The 16,651-nt window shown below is 47.0% G+C and carries 16 protein-coding genes; 11 read left to right on the top strand and 5 right to left on the bottom strand.

The window, feature by feature from the left end:
- The first annotated feature begins 45 nt into the window (after positions 1–45).
- From AC0DBE_RS14560 to AC0DBE_RS14540, 5 genes are all read left to right on the top strand, one after another.
- Positions 46–1,554, top strand: coding sequence for an extracellular solute-binding protein (locus AC0DBE_RS14560; RefSeq protein WP_242734615.1), 1,509 nt, complete (start codon positions 46–48; stop codon positions 1,552–1,554).
- A gap of 54 nt (positions 1,555–1,608) precedes the next feature.
- Complete coding sequence (locus AC0DBE_RS14555) at positions 1,609–2,565, top strand: ABC transporter permease (protein ID WP_014112973.1); 957 nt, start codon at positions 1,609–1,611, stop codon at positions 2,563–2,565.
- Between the two features lie 13 nt (positions 2,566–2,578).
- A complete protein-coding gene (locus AC0DBE_RS14550) occupies positions 2,579–3,466 on the top strand; it encodes a carbohydrate ABC transporter permease (protein WP_014112974.1) in 888 nt (295 codons plus the stop codon).
- 8 nt (positions 3,467–3,474) lie between these two features.
- Positions 3,475–4,815, top strand: a complete 1,341-nt coding sequence (gene lplD, locus AC0DBE_RS14545) for an alpha-galacturonidase LplD (RefSeq protein ID WP_472962630.1) — start codon at positions 3,475–3,477, stop codon at positions 4,813–4,815.
- A 76-nt stretch (positions 4,816–4,891) separates the two neighbouring features.
- Positions 4,892–5,587: a DUF421 domain-containing protein gene (locus AC0DBE_RS14540; RefSeq protein WP_472962629.1), complete on the top strand. Its 696-nt coding sequence runs from the start codon at positions 4,892–4,894 to the stop codon at positions 5,585–5,587.
- 38 nt (positions 5,588–5,625) lie between these two features.
- Here the strand turns inward: AC0DBE_RS14540 and hmoA are convergent, their stop codons facing one another.
- The 3 genes from hmoA to AC0DBE_RS14525 form a co-directional block, all read right to left on the bottom strand.
- Positions 5,626–5,949, bottom strand: coding sequence for a heme-degrading oxygenase HmoA (gene hmoA / locus AC0DBE_RS14535; RefSeq protein ID WP_003239990.1), 324 nt, complete (start codon positions 5,947–5,949; stop codon positions 5,626–5,628).
- Positions 5,950–6,049: 100 nt separating this feature from the next.
- The gene (locus tag AC0DBE_RS14530; protein WP_014112977.1) at positions 6,050–6,412 is read right to left on the bottom strand and encodes a VOC family protein; all 363 of its coding nucleotides are present in this window, start codon (positions 6,410–6,412) and stop codon (positions 6,050–6,052) included.
- A 95-nt stretch (positions 6,413–6,507) separates the two neighbouring features.
- Positions 6,508–7,086: a hypothetical protein gene (locus AC0DBE_RS14525; protein WP_114150824.1), complete on the bottom strand. Its 579-nt coding sequence runs from the start codon at positions 7,084–7,086 to the stop codon at positions 6,508–6,510.
- Between the two features lie 196 nt (positions 7,087–7,282).
- On the opposite strand from AC0DBE_RS14525, the gene AC0DBE_RS14520 reads away from it, so the two are divergent.
- The 4 genes from AC0DBE_RS14520 to AC0DBE_RS14505 all read left to right on the top strand — a co-directional run bounded on the left by AC0DBE_RS14520 (position 7,283) and on the right by AC0DBE_RS14505 (position 10,224).
- Entirely contained in the window at positions 7,283–8,155 is an 873-nt protein-coding gene (locus AC0DBE_RS14520; protein WP_014112979.1) for an STAS domain-containing protein, read from the top strand.
- 156 nt (positions 8,156–8,311) lie between these two features.
- Positions 8,312–8,479, top strand: coding sequence for a YezD family protein (locus AC0DBE_RS14515; protein WP_061187094.1), 168 nt, complete (start codon positions 8,312–8,314; stop codon positions 8,477–8,479).
- A gap of 108 nt (positions 8,480–8,587) precedes the next feature.
- Positions 8,588–9,232 (top strand): Bax inhibitor-1/YccA family protein, encoded by a 645-nt coding sequence (locus AC0DBE_RS14510; RefSeq protein WP_014112981.1) that lies wholly within the window; start codon positions 8,588–8,590, stop codon positions 9,230–9,232.
- Positions 9,232–10,224, top strand: a complete 993-nt coding sequence (locus tag AC0DBE_RS14505; protein WP_472962735.1) for a DMT family transporter — start codon at positions 9,232–9,234, stop codon at positions 10,222–10,224. Before AC0DBE_RS14510 ends, AC0DBE_RS14505 begins: the two co-directional genes overlap by 1 nt.
- Before the next feature lie 23 nt (positions 10,225–10,247).
- Here AC0DBE_RS14505 and yetL read toward each other — a convergent pair whose 3' ends face one another.
- Positions 10,248–10,751, bottom strand: a complete 504-nt coding sequence (gene yetL / locus AC0DBE_RS14500) for a transcriptional regulator YetL (protein ID WP_114150823.1) — start codon at positions 10,749–10,751, stop codon at positions 10,248–10,250.
- A 159-nt stretch (positions 10,752–10,910) separates the two neighbouring features.
- On the opposite strand from yetL, the gene AC0DBE_RS14495 reads away from it, so the two are divergent.
- A complete protein-coding gene (locus tag AC0DBE_RS14495; RefSeq protein WP_472962625.1) occupies positions 10,911–12,020 on the top strand; it encodes an FAD-dependent oxidoreductase in 1,110 nt (369 codons plus the stop codon).
- A gap of 35 nt (positions 12,021–12,055) precedes the next feature.
- Here AC0DBE_RS14495 and AC0DBE_RS14490 read toward each other — a convergent pair whose 3' ends face one another.
- Entirely contained in the window at positions 12,056–13,126 is a 1,071-nt protein-coding gene (locus AC0DBE_RS14490; protein ID WP_472962623.1) for a DUF3900 domain-containing protein, read from the bottom strand.
- 148 nt (positions 13,127–13,274) lie between these two features.
- Between AC0DBE_RS14490 and cypD the strand changes: the two genes are divergently transcribed.
- Positions 13,275–16,460, top strand: a complete 3,186-nt coding sequence (cypD, locus tag AC0DBE_RS14485) for a bifunctional P-450/NADPH--P450 reductase (RefSeq protein ID WP_472962621.1) — start codon at positions 13,275–13,277, stop codon at positions 16,458–16,460.
- Positions 16,461–16,651 lie beyond the last annotated feature (191 nt).

Below are 16,651 nucleotides of genomic sequence, written 5' to 3'. Positions count from 1 at the left end.
GGCAAAGGGGAAATGCAAATTAAAAAAAAGGGGGACTTACGCATCATGAAAAATAGAATGCGAAAAAAATGGCTGGCCTTGCCGCTCGCTGCCATGATGATCGCCGGATGCAGCCATTCGGAAACATCCAGTTCAGCAGGCGGTTCGAAAGACACGATTAAAATTATGGCGCCGCTCTTATCGCCGGAAAGCCCGAGTGAAAAGAGCCCTTCATTAAAAGCGCTCGAAAAATACACAGGCAAAGAGATTAAGGTCACATGGGTGCCTGATTCATCCTACAACGACAAATTCAACATCGTCATGGCTTCCGGAGAGATGCCTCATGCGATTGTGATTAAAGATAAATCAGCCGGCTTTATCAAGTCTGTCAAAGCAGGGGCATTTTGGGAGCTGTCTCCTTATTTAAAAGACTACAAGAATTTAAGCCAGGCAGATGAAAAGATTTTGAAGAACAGCTCGGTGAACGGCGAGGTGTACGGAATCTACAGAACGAGGGACCTGATCAGAGCGTGTATGATCATCAGAACCGACTGGCTTAAAAACGTCGGTCTAGATATGCCGGAAACGATTGATGATTTCTATGAAGTGCTGAAAGCCTTTAAGGAAAAAGATCCTGACGGAAACGGCAAGGATGATACGTACGGCATGGTCGTGCCGAAATGGATGGGGCTTGGCAACGGAAGCCCGTGGGATGTTCTGCAAATCTGGTTCGGCGCTCCGAACCGCTACGGCGTTGAAAACGGAAAGCTGATTCCTGATTTCACAACGAAGGAATACATGGATGCGCTCAAGTTTTTTAAAAAGCTTTATGATGAGGGCTTGATCAATAAGGACTTTGCGGTCATGGATTCAGCGAAGTGGAATGATCCGGTTGTGAAAGGAAAAGCGGGGGTCATCGTTGATACCGGCTCCAGAGCGTCTCAAATCCAAAGCGCGATGGAGGAGGCGGATGAGTCGAACAAGGATGTGATTGATATCGTCGGCTCGCTTGAGGGGCCGAATGGCAAGCGCACCTTCCCGACATCCGGTTATTCAGGCATGATCGCGATACCAAAATCAAGCGTCAAAACCGAAAAAGAGCTGAAAGAGGTGCTGTCCTTCCTCGATAAGATGAATGATAAGGAAGCGCAGATTCTCACGAACAACGGAGTGGAGGGCCGCAATTACGAGCTCAAGGACGACGTATTCACTTCGCTTGAAAAAAACAACAAGTCTCTCCTGTATGAGCATGAAGGCTTGGCGCAGTTTAGCATGTCGATTCCGAAAAGCGAGTATTACATCGAAGACCAGAAAACAAAGCTCTTTCAGCATCGTAAAGACATCATAACTGAAGGAGAAAAAATAGCCGTCTTTAACCCGGCTGAGTCGCTTGTATCTGATGTCTATACCCAAAAAGGTGCCCAGCTTGACAACATTATTCTCGACGCGAGAACACAATTTATCATTGGAGAAATTGATGAAAAAGGGTTCGAGGATGCGGTGGAGCTTTGGAAAAAAAGCGGCGGCAATGACCTGATGAAGGACTTGAACAAATTGTATCAATCGTCAAAATAAACCGATGCGCCTGCCGTTCGGCGGGCGCACCGGTACCACGAAAGGAGAACAGATATGGAAACAGTGCCGAAGAAGGGAGATTCACCTGTTCTCACTGCTGGAAAAGGCATCAGCTGGATGGCTGCACTCAAACGGGACAAATGGCTTTATCTTCTTCTTATTCCCGGTCTGCTTTATTTTTTGATTTTCAAATACTTGCCGATGTGGGGCGTGCTGATCGCTTTTAAAGACTATTCGCCATATCTCGGCTTCTGGAAAAGCGAATGGGTCGGCTTTGATTATTTCAAAGACTTTTTTATGAACCCGGATTTTTTCCGGCTGCTGCGCAACACCCTCATGCTGGCGAGCCTGGACCTTTTATTTGCCTTTCCAGCGCCTCTCATTTTGGCCTTGCTTTTGAATGAGGTGAGAAAGGCCGTGTATAAAAGATGCATCCAAACCTTTATTTACGTGCCCCATTTTGTTTCATGGACAATCGTGGTCAGCATCACCTTTGTTTTCTTTACTGTCGATACAGGTGTGATCAACAAATTGATTATGAACCTGACAGGTGAGCAGATTTCTTTCTTATCGGACGCGGACTGGTTCCGGCCGATGATTGTGATGCAAAGCATCTGGAAGGAGACAGGCTGGGGAACGATTTTATTTCTGGCTGCGCTGGCGACGGTTGATCAGGAGCAGTATGAAGCCGCCATTATGGACGGAGCGGGCCGGTTCAGGAGAATGTGGCATATTACGCTGCCGGCAATCAGAAGCACCATTATCGTTTTGTTGATTTTAAGAATCGGCAGCTTTTTGAATCTCGGCTTTGAACAGGTGTATTTGATGACGAACTCGCTCAACCGCAGCGTGGCTGACATTTTTGACACGTATGTATACATGATGGGGATTACCCAAGGCGCGTACAGCTACAGCACAGCGGTCGGTTTGTTTAAATCGGTTGTCGGGATTATCTTGATTTTCGGCGCCAATTACATTGCGAAAAAGTTTGATCAGGAAGGATTGTTTTAGAGGAGGGAGAGGTATGGCTGAAATTCACACGATGCATAACACAAAAGCCGGACGGGTGTTTGACGTCTGCAACATTCTGTTTCTCGGCGGTGTCGGCGCGATTACCATTTTGCCGTTTTTGTACATTATCGCCGGTTCCTTTGCGACAGAAGCGGAACTCGCCCAGCGCAGCTTCTTTATATTCCCGAAAACCTTTACACTTGATGCTTACAAGTATGTGTTTTCGACACCGACGTTCATCCGAAGCATGGGCGTATCCATCTTCATTACCGTGGTCGGGACGGCTGTGCAGCTGTTTTTCACCTTTACGATGGCGTATCCGTTGGCGAAGCGGCATGTGAAGGGGCGGAATCTGCTGTTGAACCTGGTGATCTTCTCTATGCTATTTTCCGGCGGCATGATCCCGACGTACCTTGTCGTGAAATCACTTGGCCTTTTGGATACGTATTGGGCATTGATTCTGCCGATGGCGATTAATCCGTTCAACCTTATTATTATCAAAAACTTCTTTCAGCAGCTGCCCCGCGAGCTGGAGGAATCGGCAAAAATTGACGGCTGTTCCGAAATCGGCGTCTTCTGGCGGATCGCCTTGCCCCTGTCAAAGCCGGTTATTGCGACCTTTGCGCTGTTTTATGCGGTCGGGATTTGGAATGATTTCTTCCACGCTCTCTTATATATCAATGACAGTGCAAAATGGCCACTGCAAATGGTGCTCCGCCAAGTCACAATCTTATCGGATTTAACGGCGACCAATGGCGATACGATGCAAAATACCGTTCCGCCGGAGCAGGGAATAAAACTCGCCGTCATTGTCATTGCGACGCTACCGATTTTGGCGGTCTATCCATTCCTGCAAAAACACTTTGCAAAAGGAATGCTGATCGGTTCGGTGAAAGGCTGAGAAAGGGAGTGTGTCATATCAGTACGTTAGATCAAATTAAAATCGCCTATATCGGCGGGGGGTCTCAAGGCTGGGCCAGAAGCCTGATGAGTGATCTGTCGATTGATGAACGGATGTCAGGCACAGTGGCGCTCTATGATCTTGATTTTGAAGCCGCTCAGAAAAATGAAGTGATCGGCAATCACAGCGGAGACGGCAGATGGAGGTATGAAGCGGTTTCTACTTTGAAAAAGGCGTTATCGGGCGCGGATATCGTCATTATTTCCATTTTTCCGGGTTCACTGGAAGATATGGAAATCGATGTCCACTTCCCTGAGCGCTGCGGCATTTATCAGTCTGTGGGTGATACTGTCGGGCCGGGCGGGATCATCAGAGGCTTGCGGGCTGTTCCGATGTTTGCCGAAATTGCCCGGGCCATAAGAGACTACGCACCAGAATCATGGGTCATAAATTATACAAACCCGATGTCTGTCTGTACAAGAGTGCTGTATAAAGTGTTTCCGGGCATCAAAGCGATTGGCTGCTGCCACGAGGTATTCGGCACGCAAAAGCTGCTGGCGGAAATGGTCACAGAAAGGCTCGGAGTAGAGGTGCTGCGGCGCGAAGATATCCGCGTCAATGTACTCGGCATTAACCATTTCACATGGATCACGGAAGCCTCTTACCGCCATATTGATCTGCTGCCTATATTCCATGAATTCAGCGCGCATTATGGAGAATCAGGATATGAGCTAGAGGGGGAAAGCTGGAGGGACAGCGTCTTTCGTTCGGCACACCGTGTTGCGTTTGATTTATTTGAAATGTATGGCGCCATCCCCGCTGCGGGTGACAGGCATCTGGCAGAGTTTCTTCCCGGCCCTTACCTCAAACAGCCTGAGTTATGGAAATTTCATCTCACATCTGTATCATTCAGAAAACAAGACAGAGACGAAAAACGAAAAGAAACAGAACGATTAATCGTTCAAAAACGGGGCGTTGCCGGGAAAGCCTCGGGAGAAGAAGGCGTGAACATCATAGCGGCTCTCCTCGGATTGGGTGAAATCGTCACGAATGTAAATGTGCCGAATCAAGGCCAAGTTTCCAATCTTCCTTTACAAGCGATTGTCGAAACGAACGCCTTGATTACCCGCAACAGCGTCCAGCCGATTTTCTCTGGAGCGCTGCCAAAGGGTGTGGAAATGATTGCGACGAGGCACGTATCCAATCAGGAGGCAGTGGCGGAATCTGGTTTAACAAAAGATCGCGTCCTCGCATTTCAGGCGTTTCTCAATGATCCGCTTGTCACGATTGACCGCAGTGATGCAGAGCAGCTTTTCGATCACATGCTGGCAAAGCACCAACTGATGTGAAAATCTGCAGTTCTGGTTTAGAAAAAGTGCAGTTGACCATAATGGTAGTAGCTCTTAAGAAGTAGGTGCTATCAACGTGGGAGATTATCTGAATGTAGCAATAGAATTAGTTTGCGGTCTCGGTATTTTATTTGTCATTTTGAAGTTTCTTGGGAAAACCCAATTCTCTCAACTCACCCCGTTTGACTTTATTTCTGCCTTAATTTTAGGGGAACTGGTCGGAAATGCCGTCTATGATCATGAAATCAAGATTAAAGAAATTATTTTTGCTTCACTCCTATGGGGCTTGCTTATATTTTTGATTGAATTGATTACACAAAAACTAAAAGGAACCAGAAAGTTTCTAGAAGGCGAACCAAATATTTTGATTCATAAAGGAAAGCTGAAATACAAGATGCTGAAGAAAAACAAGCTCGATATTAATCAGCTGCAAAGCCTCCTGAGGCAAAAAGGCTGCTTTTCGATTCAGGAAGTGGAATATGCAATTCTGGAAACAAACGGGATGATCAGTGTGCTCCCGAAAGCCGATTTCGATAAACCGACCAGAAAAGATATGAACCTTCCGACAAAGGATGTATCTTTGCCGATTACGTTAATTCTTGATGGGGAGATTGTGTTTGATAACCTGGTGGAAGCGGGTGTGGATGAACAATGGCTGAAGCAATCGCTGCAAAAGCATGGAGTTGAAAAGACTGAGGACGTCTTATACGCGGAATGGCATGCCAACCAACCTCTTTATGTCATCACATATGAAGAAGGCAGTTCATCATGACCGTAAAAAGAGCTTGCAGCTGGTGCAAGCTCTTTTCATTATTCATGAGTCCCTTGTTTAACAGCTCTTACATGATACATGCTCACTTCAGTGCTGATCAGATAGTCAGGCTTTGGTTTGCCTTTGTTCGCTTTATGGCCGGCGATATGTGCATCGCTTTTTTCCCATTGCTTCCAGTGATCCTCGGATTCCCAACGAATCATGACAACAACTTCCTCATCACCGCGGCGGACGTTTTTTTCAAGCACTGTTACATCAATTAAACCTTCTTGTTTTTCAATGATTCCTTCAGCGCTGAAACGTTCTATGACTTTATCTGCATGGCCTTCTTTTACCGTCATTTTTCTCAACTGAACAAACATCTGTCTCTCTCCAATCATTCTCATATATGAATGATTGTAAATGAAATTCATTCTCAATGTCAAAGAAAGCGCATGGCGGAATAGAACCGCCGTCGCATCGTTATTCTTTCAATAAAAATACATTGCCATCTTCGTCCTTAAATTGAACGAAGGTGCCCCACTCCATTTGATTGGGCTCACCAAGAAATTCTACACCGTTTGCTTTCATTTTCTCGTATGTACCAAAGATGTCTTCACATTCAAACACGATAGAAGCTTTCATTTGTTCAGAGCCTTTCATCATGGCTTTCGGATAAATAACTAAACGGGTCTGGGCTCCTTGTGGCGCAACCTCCAGCCAGCTTGCGTCAGGTCCCATCGGGTGGTCCGCCGCAATATCAAAGCCAACCTTCTCCGCCCAAAATTGCTTCGCTTTCTGCTGGTCTTCAACATATACAGCAACAGTTGCAATTTGTTTGATCATAGGGAAACCTCCAAGTTGAAAGATAATTATACTATAACCTGTTTACGGGCGAAGTAACATAAAAAAATCAGCCGGAAAAACCGGCTGATTATCGATTAATATGAGCAGCTCACAACATCTATCAGATTTGTGTCTAAGGCGAAATAAACCCAGCGGCGCCGTGAAGAATCCCAGTAAAAGCCTCCGACGGATCTTCTGCCAAGAATGATCGGGTAGAACCAAAATGAGCTGCCGTTGGTTAACCAAACATAGGTAAACCGGAAGAGGCAAGGCTGAATGGCAACGGGTTCAACTAAATAAGCAACTCCCTGAGGGCTCTGCGGCTTTTTCGGTTTCGCCGGCTTTTTTGAAGGCGGGGGTCCCTGCGGCGCACCGCCGAAGCCAGGCGTAGCACCGCTGCCAATGCCAGGGCCGGAGCCGCCGCCGAAGCCAGGCACAGCCCCGCCGCCAATGCCAGGGCCGGAGCCGCCGCCGAAGCCAGGCACAGCCCCGCCGCCAATGCCAGGGCCGGAGCCGCCGCCGAAGCCAGGTACAGCCCCGCTACCAATGCCAGGGCCGGAGCCGCCGCCAATGCCAGACCATGGGTAACCATCTGGATAACGATATTCGTAATCAAAAGCAGGCCATGGCTCATAAAAATGCCCGGCAAACATATAAGGATCAACATAATACATGTGATAACGTCCTTTCTCATTGTAAACTGTACATTTGCAATTTATGCGAGCGGACGTTTATTGGTGCATTCGCCTATGAATGAAATTGGAATGCGCTCAGGATGCAGAATCATTTGATTTTTCCCTAGTCCCATTCACAATTCCGATGTATCATTTTATAATGAAAGAGCTTCTATTATGAAAAAGGAGACAGACCGTGAATATCGATCAATTATTATATCAATATATCATAGACCACACGGCGGATATTACGGAGAAATGGTTCAGTTTGCGATGTCAGCTGAAAGGAGAGCTATATTCCGCCGACAATTTAAGTGAAGAAACGAAAAAGCTCTTAACCAAGCAGCATACGTTTACCAATATAACGATCGCAAGCGCATTCCTTGAGGATCAAACTGAGTTTCAAGAACATATGACAAAATGGGCGCAAACCGTTGCGAAAAACAGGGTTGAGCAAGATGTTCAGGTGCATGAGGTTGTGGAGGCCATATCAAACTCAAGAATCTCATTCTGGGATGCTGTCGTTGCTTTTATTAAAGAGAATCGGGATATCGTCACAGATGAGGATGCCGACCGATGGAACCGCATAGTGAATCAGGCGTTCGATAAGCTGATCATTGAATTTTCTGAGCAGTACCAAAAATTTATGCTGATGAGGCTCACATCTCAGCAGGAACTGATATCTGAGCTGGGCTGCCCGGTGATTTCCATTGCGGATGGAATCGGGATATTGCCGCTAATCGGCTCCATTGATACGAAACGGGCACAGGTCATTTTAGAAACAGTGCCGGTCCGCTGTATCGAGAGAAAAATCACAAGCCTTGTCGTTGACCTTTCGGGTGTTCCGATTGTGGATACCATGGTGGCGCAGCAACTGTACAACCTGTCAAAAACGCTTTTCTTATTAGGCGTCAAAGCCGTATTTTCAGGGATTCGCCCAGATGTGGCCCAGACATCGATTCAATTGGGGCTTGATTTCAGTGAATATGAAACGTACGGCACGCTGAAGCAGGCATTAGAAAACATGGGTGTTCGCTGCATTGTTGAGGAATTGGAAGAAAACAAATAGGACGTTTGACCAGGCATATGATTGTCCGCCATCGGGTGATCATATGCCTTTTTGAATTGGTCAGAGAACACCATTGATTTATCGAAAAAAACATAATATTATAATTCTTATAAGAATACTGTGAATTGAAATAAGTTCAACAGGGGGGAAGGTCTTTTGGTTTCAAAATCAACGATTGATCCGGAAGTGATTGAAAAAATAATCAGCTCGCTGGAAACACTCGATTTCGGCACCGTTCAGATTACGGTTCATGATTCTCAAGTTACCCAGATTGAGAAAATAGAAAAGCACCGTTTTTCGCTGAAAAGGAAAGAACCAAAGTGATCGTATAAGGGCGTTTGTTTTCATTAAATTCTCCTTAAAACATATACATATTTCATCCAATTTTTATATAATAGACCTTTAAGATCATTTTTTAGGAGGATTTTTGACATGCAAGCTACGGTTTACGAGAGTAAGCAATCGATCATGCAGCGCATTTTGACAGTCTTTGTCTTCACACTGCTAATCGCGACTGTCGGTCTATTTATCGGCCAATTTGTTCCTGTCGCTTTGATGCTGCCGCTTTCTATTCTAGAAGTGGGGATGATTATTCTGGCCTTCTGGATGCGCAGAAGAAAAGCGGTCGGATATGCGTTTGTATATACATTCGCGTTTGTTTCCGGCATTACCTTATTTCCGATCGTCAGCCACTACGCTTCCATCGCCGGCGCCTATGTCGTGCTTGAAGCCTTTGGCTCTACATTTGTCATTTTTGCCGTTCTGGGTACAATCGGCGCAAAAATGAAGAAGGATTTATCCTTCCTGTGGTCATTTCTGCTGGTAGCGGTTCTCGCGCTGGCGGTGGTTGGCATTTTCAACATTTTCAGTCCATTAAACTCAGCGGCTATGATGGCGTATTCCGTTATCGGAACCATCGTCTTTTCCCTTTACATTTTGTATGATCTAAACCAAATCAAACACCGCCATATTACGGAAGACTTAATTCCGGTTATGGCATTATCGCTGTACCTTGACTTTATCAACTTGTTCATCAATCTGCTTCGCTTCTTCGGCATTTTGAGCAGTGATGATTAATCAGAGAGCGCCTGTCATTGGATAGGCGCTTTTTGCCATACATAAAAAGGGTGGGTGGAGTTATGATGCAAAAACAACTGGGCGCTTATGTTTCCTTGGCAACAGCCATGGCGATCGTCGGCAGCTCGGTCGTCGTCGGCAAGCTGATGGTCGAGCGCATTCCGGTCTTTCTATCCTCGGGACTGCGTTTTTTGCTGCCTGCTATTGTATTGCTGACGCTGCTGTTTTACATTGAAAAAGGGTTTCCGGCTTTGACAAAAAAAGATGTGTTTGTATTGCTGGTACAATCATTCACAGGCGTGTTTTTGTTCAGTATTTGCCTGCTGTATGGTGTTCAATATACGACTGGAACGGAAAGCGGCATTTTGACAAGCACAACCCCGATGGTAATCGGTATTTTATCCTTTTTCCTGCTGAGAGAAAAAATAGAGAAAAAGAAGCTGATCGGCATTATGCTGGCGGTTTGCGGCGTGATGGCGATTAATCTATTTGGAGCGGGGAGCCAAGACGGGACGCCACATGCCTTATTTGGCAACATGCTAATCATAGCTGCAGTCATTGGCGAAGCGTTGTTTACATTGCTGGCCAAGCTGTTATCTCCGCATATTTCGGCATTGGCGATTTCGACCTTCGTATCGCTCTTCGGTTTTCTGTTTTTTCTACCGTTTGCTTTGTTTGAGGCCTCTTCATTTGATTTTAGCGTGCCGACAGTTTTGGATTGGTCGTATGTGTTGTATTACGCGCTTTTTGTCACCGTTTTGGCGTTTTACTTATGGTATAGCGGGGTGAGGAAGGTGCCAGCGGGGGTGTCGGGCATTTTCACATCCGTTCTTCCGGTCTCCGCTGTCATTTTGTCAGGTGTGATATTGAAGGAGCCGTTTGAGCTTGTGCATTTGATTGGTATCGCATGTGTCATCAGCGGCGTATTTGTTACGGTTATAAAGAAAAAACAGCCGGATACGTATCCGGCTTCAGAAGAGAAGACGCTGTAGCCTGTCCTGATCGGACGGGTTTTTTAGTCTTTAAACACGCTTAGCCTTTCAAAAAGATCACCAAGCATCTTCACGAACATGTCTTTTTCCTCGTCGCTGTAGTTTTCCATGACCGCGGAGATTTTGCTGAAATGGCCGGGCAGAAATTGCTCAAGCCGTTCTTTGCCCTCCTTTGTGAGTTCAATGCTGATTCTTCGTTTATCCTCTGTGTGATGCCTGCGGCTGACAAAACCGTCCCTCGCCAGCCCGTCCAGCAGTCCTGTAATTGTTGCTTTCGTGACGTTTGATTGCTTGGCAAGCTCTGTCGGACTTAATGTCTGATCCTTGGCATCAAAGAGCAGCATCAAGATTTTGAATTTTCCTTCTGACAGCCCGCTGCCTGCAAAGTAATGCTCCATCACATGATTCATTTTTTTAGAGATATCAAATAGAGATAAAAACAATTCAAGAGAACCAGCGTCTATATTGGCATACGTCTCGGCGTGCTCTGTTATATGATTATATTTCGGTAAATGTTTTAATTCCATGATAATAAGCTCCCGTACGTTCGTTGTGACACGATTATAAAGGAGCGAAAACCATAACGCAACTTGGATTGGAGATGATTGACAGCTTTTTGCGAGACATAGTAAAGTAATATAGTTAGGTGCCTAACTATGTATTGAGCTGAAAAGGTGGTTATTGATATGAAACATATTTTAATAGCAGGAGGCGGAATCGGCGGATTGTCAGCGGCCATTTCTCTTAGTAAGGCAGGGTTTTCTGTCACCTTGTGTGAAGCGGCTTCAGAAAACCGCAAAACAGGTGCAGGAATTCTTCAGCCGCAAAATGCACTGGCTGTCTTGAAAGAATTGGGCGTATTCGAAGAGTGCTGTAAGCATGGCTTTCAAACAGAATGGTTTAAAACGTTTGATGAACAGGGGAATTTGCTGTTTCAAGTCAGTGAATCCTTTTTAGATGACACGCTTCCGGGACGCAATAATATCCTTCGAAAAACGTTAAATGACATTCTCATGAAGCATGCCAAGGCAGCGGGTGTAAACATCAAGTGGGGGAGGAAGGTTGTCGCCTATGAAGAAACGGCTGAATCGGTCACTGCCGTATGTGAAGACGGAGAAAAGATGAAGGCTGACATTCTGGCAGGCTTTGACGGCATTCACTCCGCTGTTCGCGATATAATGCTGCAAAAGGAGACGGAAAAAGAGCATCTCGGCATGGGGGCGTGGCGCTTTTATATCGAGTTTCCTGATTTTACATTTGAGGACGCGACATTGATGTATAAAAGCGGAGACACACAAATTGGCGTCGTGCCATTGGCAGAACACGCCGGCTATGTCTTCGTCCTCCAGCCTTGCACGAGCGATTATTGGGATGAGGAAGATACCCGGTTTGATAGAGTAAAAGAGATTCTCTCTGGCTTTTCGGGGCTGGATTTTGTCACAAAGCATATGTCAAAAGAGCATCCTGTCATGTTTAACAAACTGGAACAGGTCGCAGTGCACGAGCCATGGCACAAAGGCCGCGTCGTCATCGGAGGAGACGCCGCCCATGCCGGAGCGCCGACCTTGGCACAAGGAGCGGCGATGGCCGTCGAGGATGCTATCGTCCTCGCCGAAGAACTCAAAAATCACGACGACATCAAAACCGCATTTCATGCGTATTACGAAAGAAGAGCCCCAAGAGCGCTCAAAGTCCAGAACCTCTCCTCAGAAATCGTCCGCCGCGGGCTGAAAGGAGAGCCGGGAGCGGAAGAGTTGATTGGGGAGTGCTATGCGGTGTTGAGGGAAGGGTATTAAATAGGAAAAGTCCAGAAAGTGATTTCTGGACTTTTTTATTCTTGCTCTGTTTTGTGGCGTATCCGCTCAATCACCTCATGCAATCCCTCAGGCTTGTAAAACTCCACCGGCGAACTCCCCTTCTCAAACGAAATCGTCTCGGCTTCAATCAGCGCGACATAGCGCCCGTTCACTTTTGCGAGATGAATCGAATCGCCAAAATCCGCTAGCAATCCCTTAATCTCGGTTTCTCCGACTTTCATTTTCAGTTGGGCCTCTGGTGTGTGCTCGATGATTTGGGCGGAGGCTTCGATCACTTGATGGGTGTCGAGACGCTCTTGGATTTCCCGTTTTTCGCTCGCTTCCCAAATTTCGATGTCTTGTTCAAATTGCTTGAGCTCTTCGCTGTTGTCTTCAAATGTCTCGTAGACGTGCTCCTGCACCATGTTCATGACCTGATTTTTCATGATTTCCGGCATCGATTCTCCGTACTCGACGAATTTCAGAAAGTCCTCAAAATAGCGGGCGTGCGAGGCTTGGTGGATTTTCAGCTCGCCTTCCTCGACCATTCCCTCTTCGGGCATGTACGGGTATTGGATGCTTTTCATGTTTTTTGTCGTGATCGCCATTTCGACTTTTTTAATGAGAGAAGATGCGTCTGAGATGCGGGCGACCTTCGGCTCAAAATCACATTTCATTATGAAGACAAATGACTCGTCGAAGTATTTTCTCGGCACGGCTGAAGCGACGAGGAACACGCCGCCGCGGACTGCGCTCGTGTCGAGGTACGTGCGGACGAACTGCTCGCTCAGCTCGTTAAAGTCTTCTTTTGTTTCCGCCAGTCGCGCCTGGTTGAACATGTTGTAATTCGGGTTGGAATCGAGCTCGTGGCCTGGCTCGACGATAAAATGGCCGATTTTCGTCGGCACCTGTTCGGACTGCGGATGGCGGTCGGCTTTCCGTTTGACGATTTTTTTCAGCTCCCCGTCGAGAAAGTCCTTCAGCTCGCTTTCTTCAAATTCACCCGTATCAAGGGTTTGGAAGTGCTTGAACTGCTTGTTCGCCTGCTCATCCTTGCCTTCCACCTGTATGACATAAAAGGATAAAAATCGAATTTCAAAATCCATATATGAACTCACCTTATTCGCGTATTGTACAGCTTCTCAAGTATAGAAAAAACAGCGATCATGCGTCAATTGGGAGAATGGAATAATCATGGCCATGAAAGGGAAATGTAGTCAGATAGAAGGCATTTCATACGGAAAGGATGGTTCGATGAAGGAAACAAGCCCGATTCCTCAGCCTAAGACCTATGGTCCGCTCGGCAATCTGCCTTTAATTGATAAAGACAAACCGACACTGTCGCTGATCAAATTGGCAGAAGAGCAGGGCCCGATTTTTCAAATCCATACACCTGCGGGCACGACGATTGTAGTGTCCGGACACGAACTGGTGAAAGAAGTTTGTGATGAAGAGCGATTCGACAAAAGCATTGAAGGCGCCTTGGAGAAGGTTCGCGCGTTTTCCGGTGATGGATTGTTTACAAGCTGGACGCATGAGCCTAATTGGAGAAAAGCACACAACATTCTGATGCCGACGTTCAGCCAGCGGGCCATGAAGGACTACCATGAGAAAATGGTCGATATCGCCGTTCAGCTCATTCAAAAATGGGCCAGGCTTAACCCGAATGAAGCAGTCGATGTCCCAGGGGATATGACCCGGCTGACGCTCGACACAATTGGGCTGTGCGGGTTTGACTATCGCTTTAACAGCTACTACAGAGAAACGCCCCACCCGTTTATCAACGGCATGGTGCGGGCGCTGGATGAAGCGATGCACCAGATGCAGCGGCTTGATTTTCAAGATAAGCTTATGGTCAGAACAAAGCGCCAATTTCATCATGATATTCAAACAATGTTTTCATTAGTCGACAGCATTATTGCGGAGCGGAGATCGAATGGAGATCAGGATGAAAAAGATTTGCTTGCCCGCATGCTGAATGTGGAAGATCCGGAAACAGGTGAAAAGCTCGACGATGAAAATATCCGCTTTCAAATCATTACGTTTTTGATTGCCGGGCATGAAACAACGAGCGGACTGCTTTCCTTTGCGATCTACTTTTTATTGAAGCATCCTGACAAACTGGAGAAAGCGTATGAAGAGGTCGACCGGGTGCTGACGGGTGCAGCGCCGACCTATAAACAAGTGCTCGAGCTGAAATACATACGGATGATTTTAAATGAATCACTGCGCTTATGGCCGACGGCTCCGGCTTTCAGCCTTTATCCAAAAGAAGACACAGTCATTGGCGGAAAGTATCCGATTACAACCAAAGATAGAATTTCTGTACTGATTCCGCAGCTTCATCGTGATCAAGACGCTTGGGGAGAGGACGCTGAAGAATTCCGTCCAGAACGGTTTGAATATCAGGACCAAGTGCCTCATCATGCGTACAAACCGTTCGGAAATGGACAGCGGGCCTGTATCGGCATGCAGTTTGCCCTTCATGAAGCTACACTTGTGCTGGGCATGGTTTTAAAATATTTCACGTTAATTGATCATGAGAATTATGAGCTTGATATCAAACAAACCTTAACACTCAAGCCGGGCGATTTTCGTATCAGGGTTCAAACACGGCATCAGGAAGCCATTCATGCGGACGTTCCGGCAGCTGAAAAAGCGGCGCCTGATGAGCAAAAAGAGAAAACGGAAACAAAGGGCGCATCGGTTATCGGTCTTAACAACCGCCCGCTTCTCGTGCTGTACGGATCTGATACCGGCACCGCAGAAGGCGTAGCTCGCGAGCTTGCCGATACAGCCAGTCTTCATGGCGTAAGGACTGAAGTGGCACCTCTGAACGACCGTATTGGAAAGCTGCCGAAAGAGGGAGCGGTTGTCATTGTGACCTCGTCTTATAACGGAAAACCGCCAAGCAATGCCGGACAGTTCGTGCAGTGGCTTCAAGAAATCAAACCGGGTGAGCTTGAAGGCGTCCATTACGCGGTATTTGGCTGCGGTGACCACAACTGGGCGAGCACGTACCAGTACGTGCCGAGATTCATTGATGAGCAGCTTGCGGAGAAAGGCGCGACTCGGTTTTCTGCGCGCGGAGAGGGGGATGTTAGCGGTGATTTTGAAGGGCAGCTTGACGAGTGGAAAAAAAGCATGTGGACAGACGCCATCAAAGCATTCGGACTTGAGCTTAATGAAAACGCCGATAAGGAACGAAGCACACTAAGCCTTCAGTTTGTCAGAGGGCTGGGCGAGTCTCCGCTGGCTAGATCGTACGAAGCCTCTCACGCATCCATTGCCGAAAATCGTGAACTCCAGTCCGCAGACAGTGATCGCAGCACCCGCCATATCGAAATCACATTGCCGCCGGATGTTGAATATCGGGAGGGCGATCACCTTGGCGTATTGCCGAGGAACAGCCAAACCAATGTCAGCCGGATTCTTCACAGATTCGGCCTGAAGGGAACCGACCAAGTGACATTGTCGGCAAGCGGGCGCAGTGCGGGGCATCTGCCATTAGGGCGTCCTGTCAGCCTGCATGATCTTCTCAGCTACAGCGTCGAGGTGCAAGAAGCCGCCTCAAGGGCGCAAATACGGGAGCTGGCGGCATTTACAGTCTGTCCGCCACATAAACGCGAATTAGAAGATCTGGCGACAGAGGGTATCTATCAGGAACAAATATTGAAAAAACGGATTTCTATGCTGGATCTGCTTGAACAATATGAAGCGTGTGATATGCCGTTTGAACGATTTCTAGAGCTTTTACGGCCGTTAAAACCGAGATATTATTCGATTTCAAGCTCTCCAAGGGTAAATCCTGAGCAAGCATCAATTACAGTTGGTGTCGTGCACGGCCCTGCGTGGAGCGGCCGCGGCGAATACAGGGGCGTATCTTCAAATTACTTAGCTGAGCGTCAAGCGGGTGATGATGTTGTGATGTTTGTCCGCACACCGGAATCCCGGTTTCAGCTTCCGGAAGACCCTGAAACCCCAATCATTATGGTCGGGCCGGGCACAGGAGTAGCGCCATTCCGCGGTTTCCTCCAAGCACGCGCAGCTTTAAAGCGGGAGGGAAAAGCGCTCGGCGAAGCTCATCTCTATTTTGGATGCAGGAACGATCATGATTTTATTTACCGTGACGAGCTTGAGCAGTTTGAAAAAGATGGAATCGTCACTGTCCACACAGCCTTTTCCCGAAAAGAAGGCATGCCGAAAACGTATGTCCAGCATCTCATGGCTGACCATGCAGAAACATTGATTTCGATTCTTGATCGCGGAGGCAGGCTCTATGTATGCGGTGATGGCAGCAAAATGGCCCCAGATGTGGAGGCCGGGCTGCAAAAAGCGTATCAGTCTGTTCATGGCACCGGTGAACAAGAAGCACAAAACTGGCTGAAACATCTGCAGGATACCGGTATATATGCAAAAGATGTTTGGTCGGGGATTTAAAGACTGGAGATATCCAGTCTTTTTTTTGCTCTTTCGAAAAAATTGTGATCACGCTAAACATGAGTGCATACAATAGCCACAGTCCGCCAGAGGGCGGGCTTTCTGCAAAACCTATTTTTCGTTTTTGCTAGTTTATGTTATTCTTATACTCGGTATCTATTTCTTTTTTCAAAGGCACACATGACAAAAGA

The organism is Bacillus sp. VA15 (assembly GCF_055721145.1).
This window is presented reverse-complemented; position numbering and strand designations above follow the sequence as displayed.

What these genes read in the sequence shown, in the direction of transcription:
- AC0DBE_RS14560 (WP_242734615.1), top strand. Translation starts at nt 46, where the DNA reads ATGAAAAATAGAATGCGAAAAAAATGGCTGGCCTTGCCGCTCGCTGCC.
- AC0DBE_RS14555 (WP_014112973.1), top strand. Translation starts at nt 1,609, where the DNA reads ATGGAAACAGTGCCGAAGAAGGGAGATTCACCTGTTCTCACTGCTGGA.
- AC0DBE_RS14550 (WP_014112974.1), top strand. Translation starts at nt 2,579, where the DNA reads ATGGCTGAAATTCACACGATGCATAACACAAAAGCCGGACGGGTGTTT.
- hmoA (WP_003239990.1), bottom strand. Translation starts at nt 5,949, where the DNA reads ATGTTTGTTCAGTTGAGAAAAATGACGGTAAAAGAAGGCCATGCAGAT.
- AC0DBE_RS14530 (WP_014112977.1), bottom strand. Translation starts at nt 6,412, where the DNA reads ATGATCAAACAAATTGCAACTGTTGCTGTATATGTTGAAGACCAGCAG.
- AC0DBE_RS14525 (WP_114150824.1), bottom strand. Translation starts at nt 7,086, where the DNA reads ATGTATTATGTTGATCCTTATATGTTTGCCGGGCATTTTTATGAGCCA.
- AC0DBE_RS14510 (WP_014112981.1), top strand. Translation starts at nt 8,588, where the DNA reads ATGCAAGCTACGGTTTACGAGAGTAAGCAATCGATCATGCAGCGCATT.
- yetL (WP_114150823.1), bottom strand. Translation starts at nt 10,751, where the DNA reads ATGGAATTAAAACATTTACCGAAATATAATCATATAACAGAGCACGCC.
- AC0DBE_RS14495 (WP_472962625.1), top strand. Translation starts at nt 10,911, where the DNA reads ATGAAACATATTTTAATAGCAGGAGGCGGAATCGGCGGATTGTCAGCG.
- AC0DBE_RS14490 (WP_472962623.1), bottom strand. Translation starts at nt 13,126, where the DNA reads ATGGATTTTGAAATTCGATTTTTATCCTTTTATGTCATACAGGTGGAA.
- cypD (WP_472962621.1), top strand. Translation starts at nt 13,275, where the DNA reads ATGAAGGAAACAAGCCCGATTCCTCAGCCTAAGACCTATGGTCCGCTC.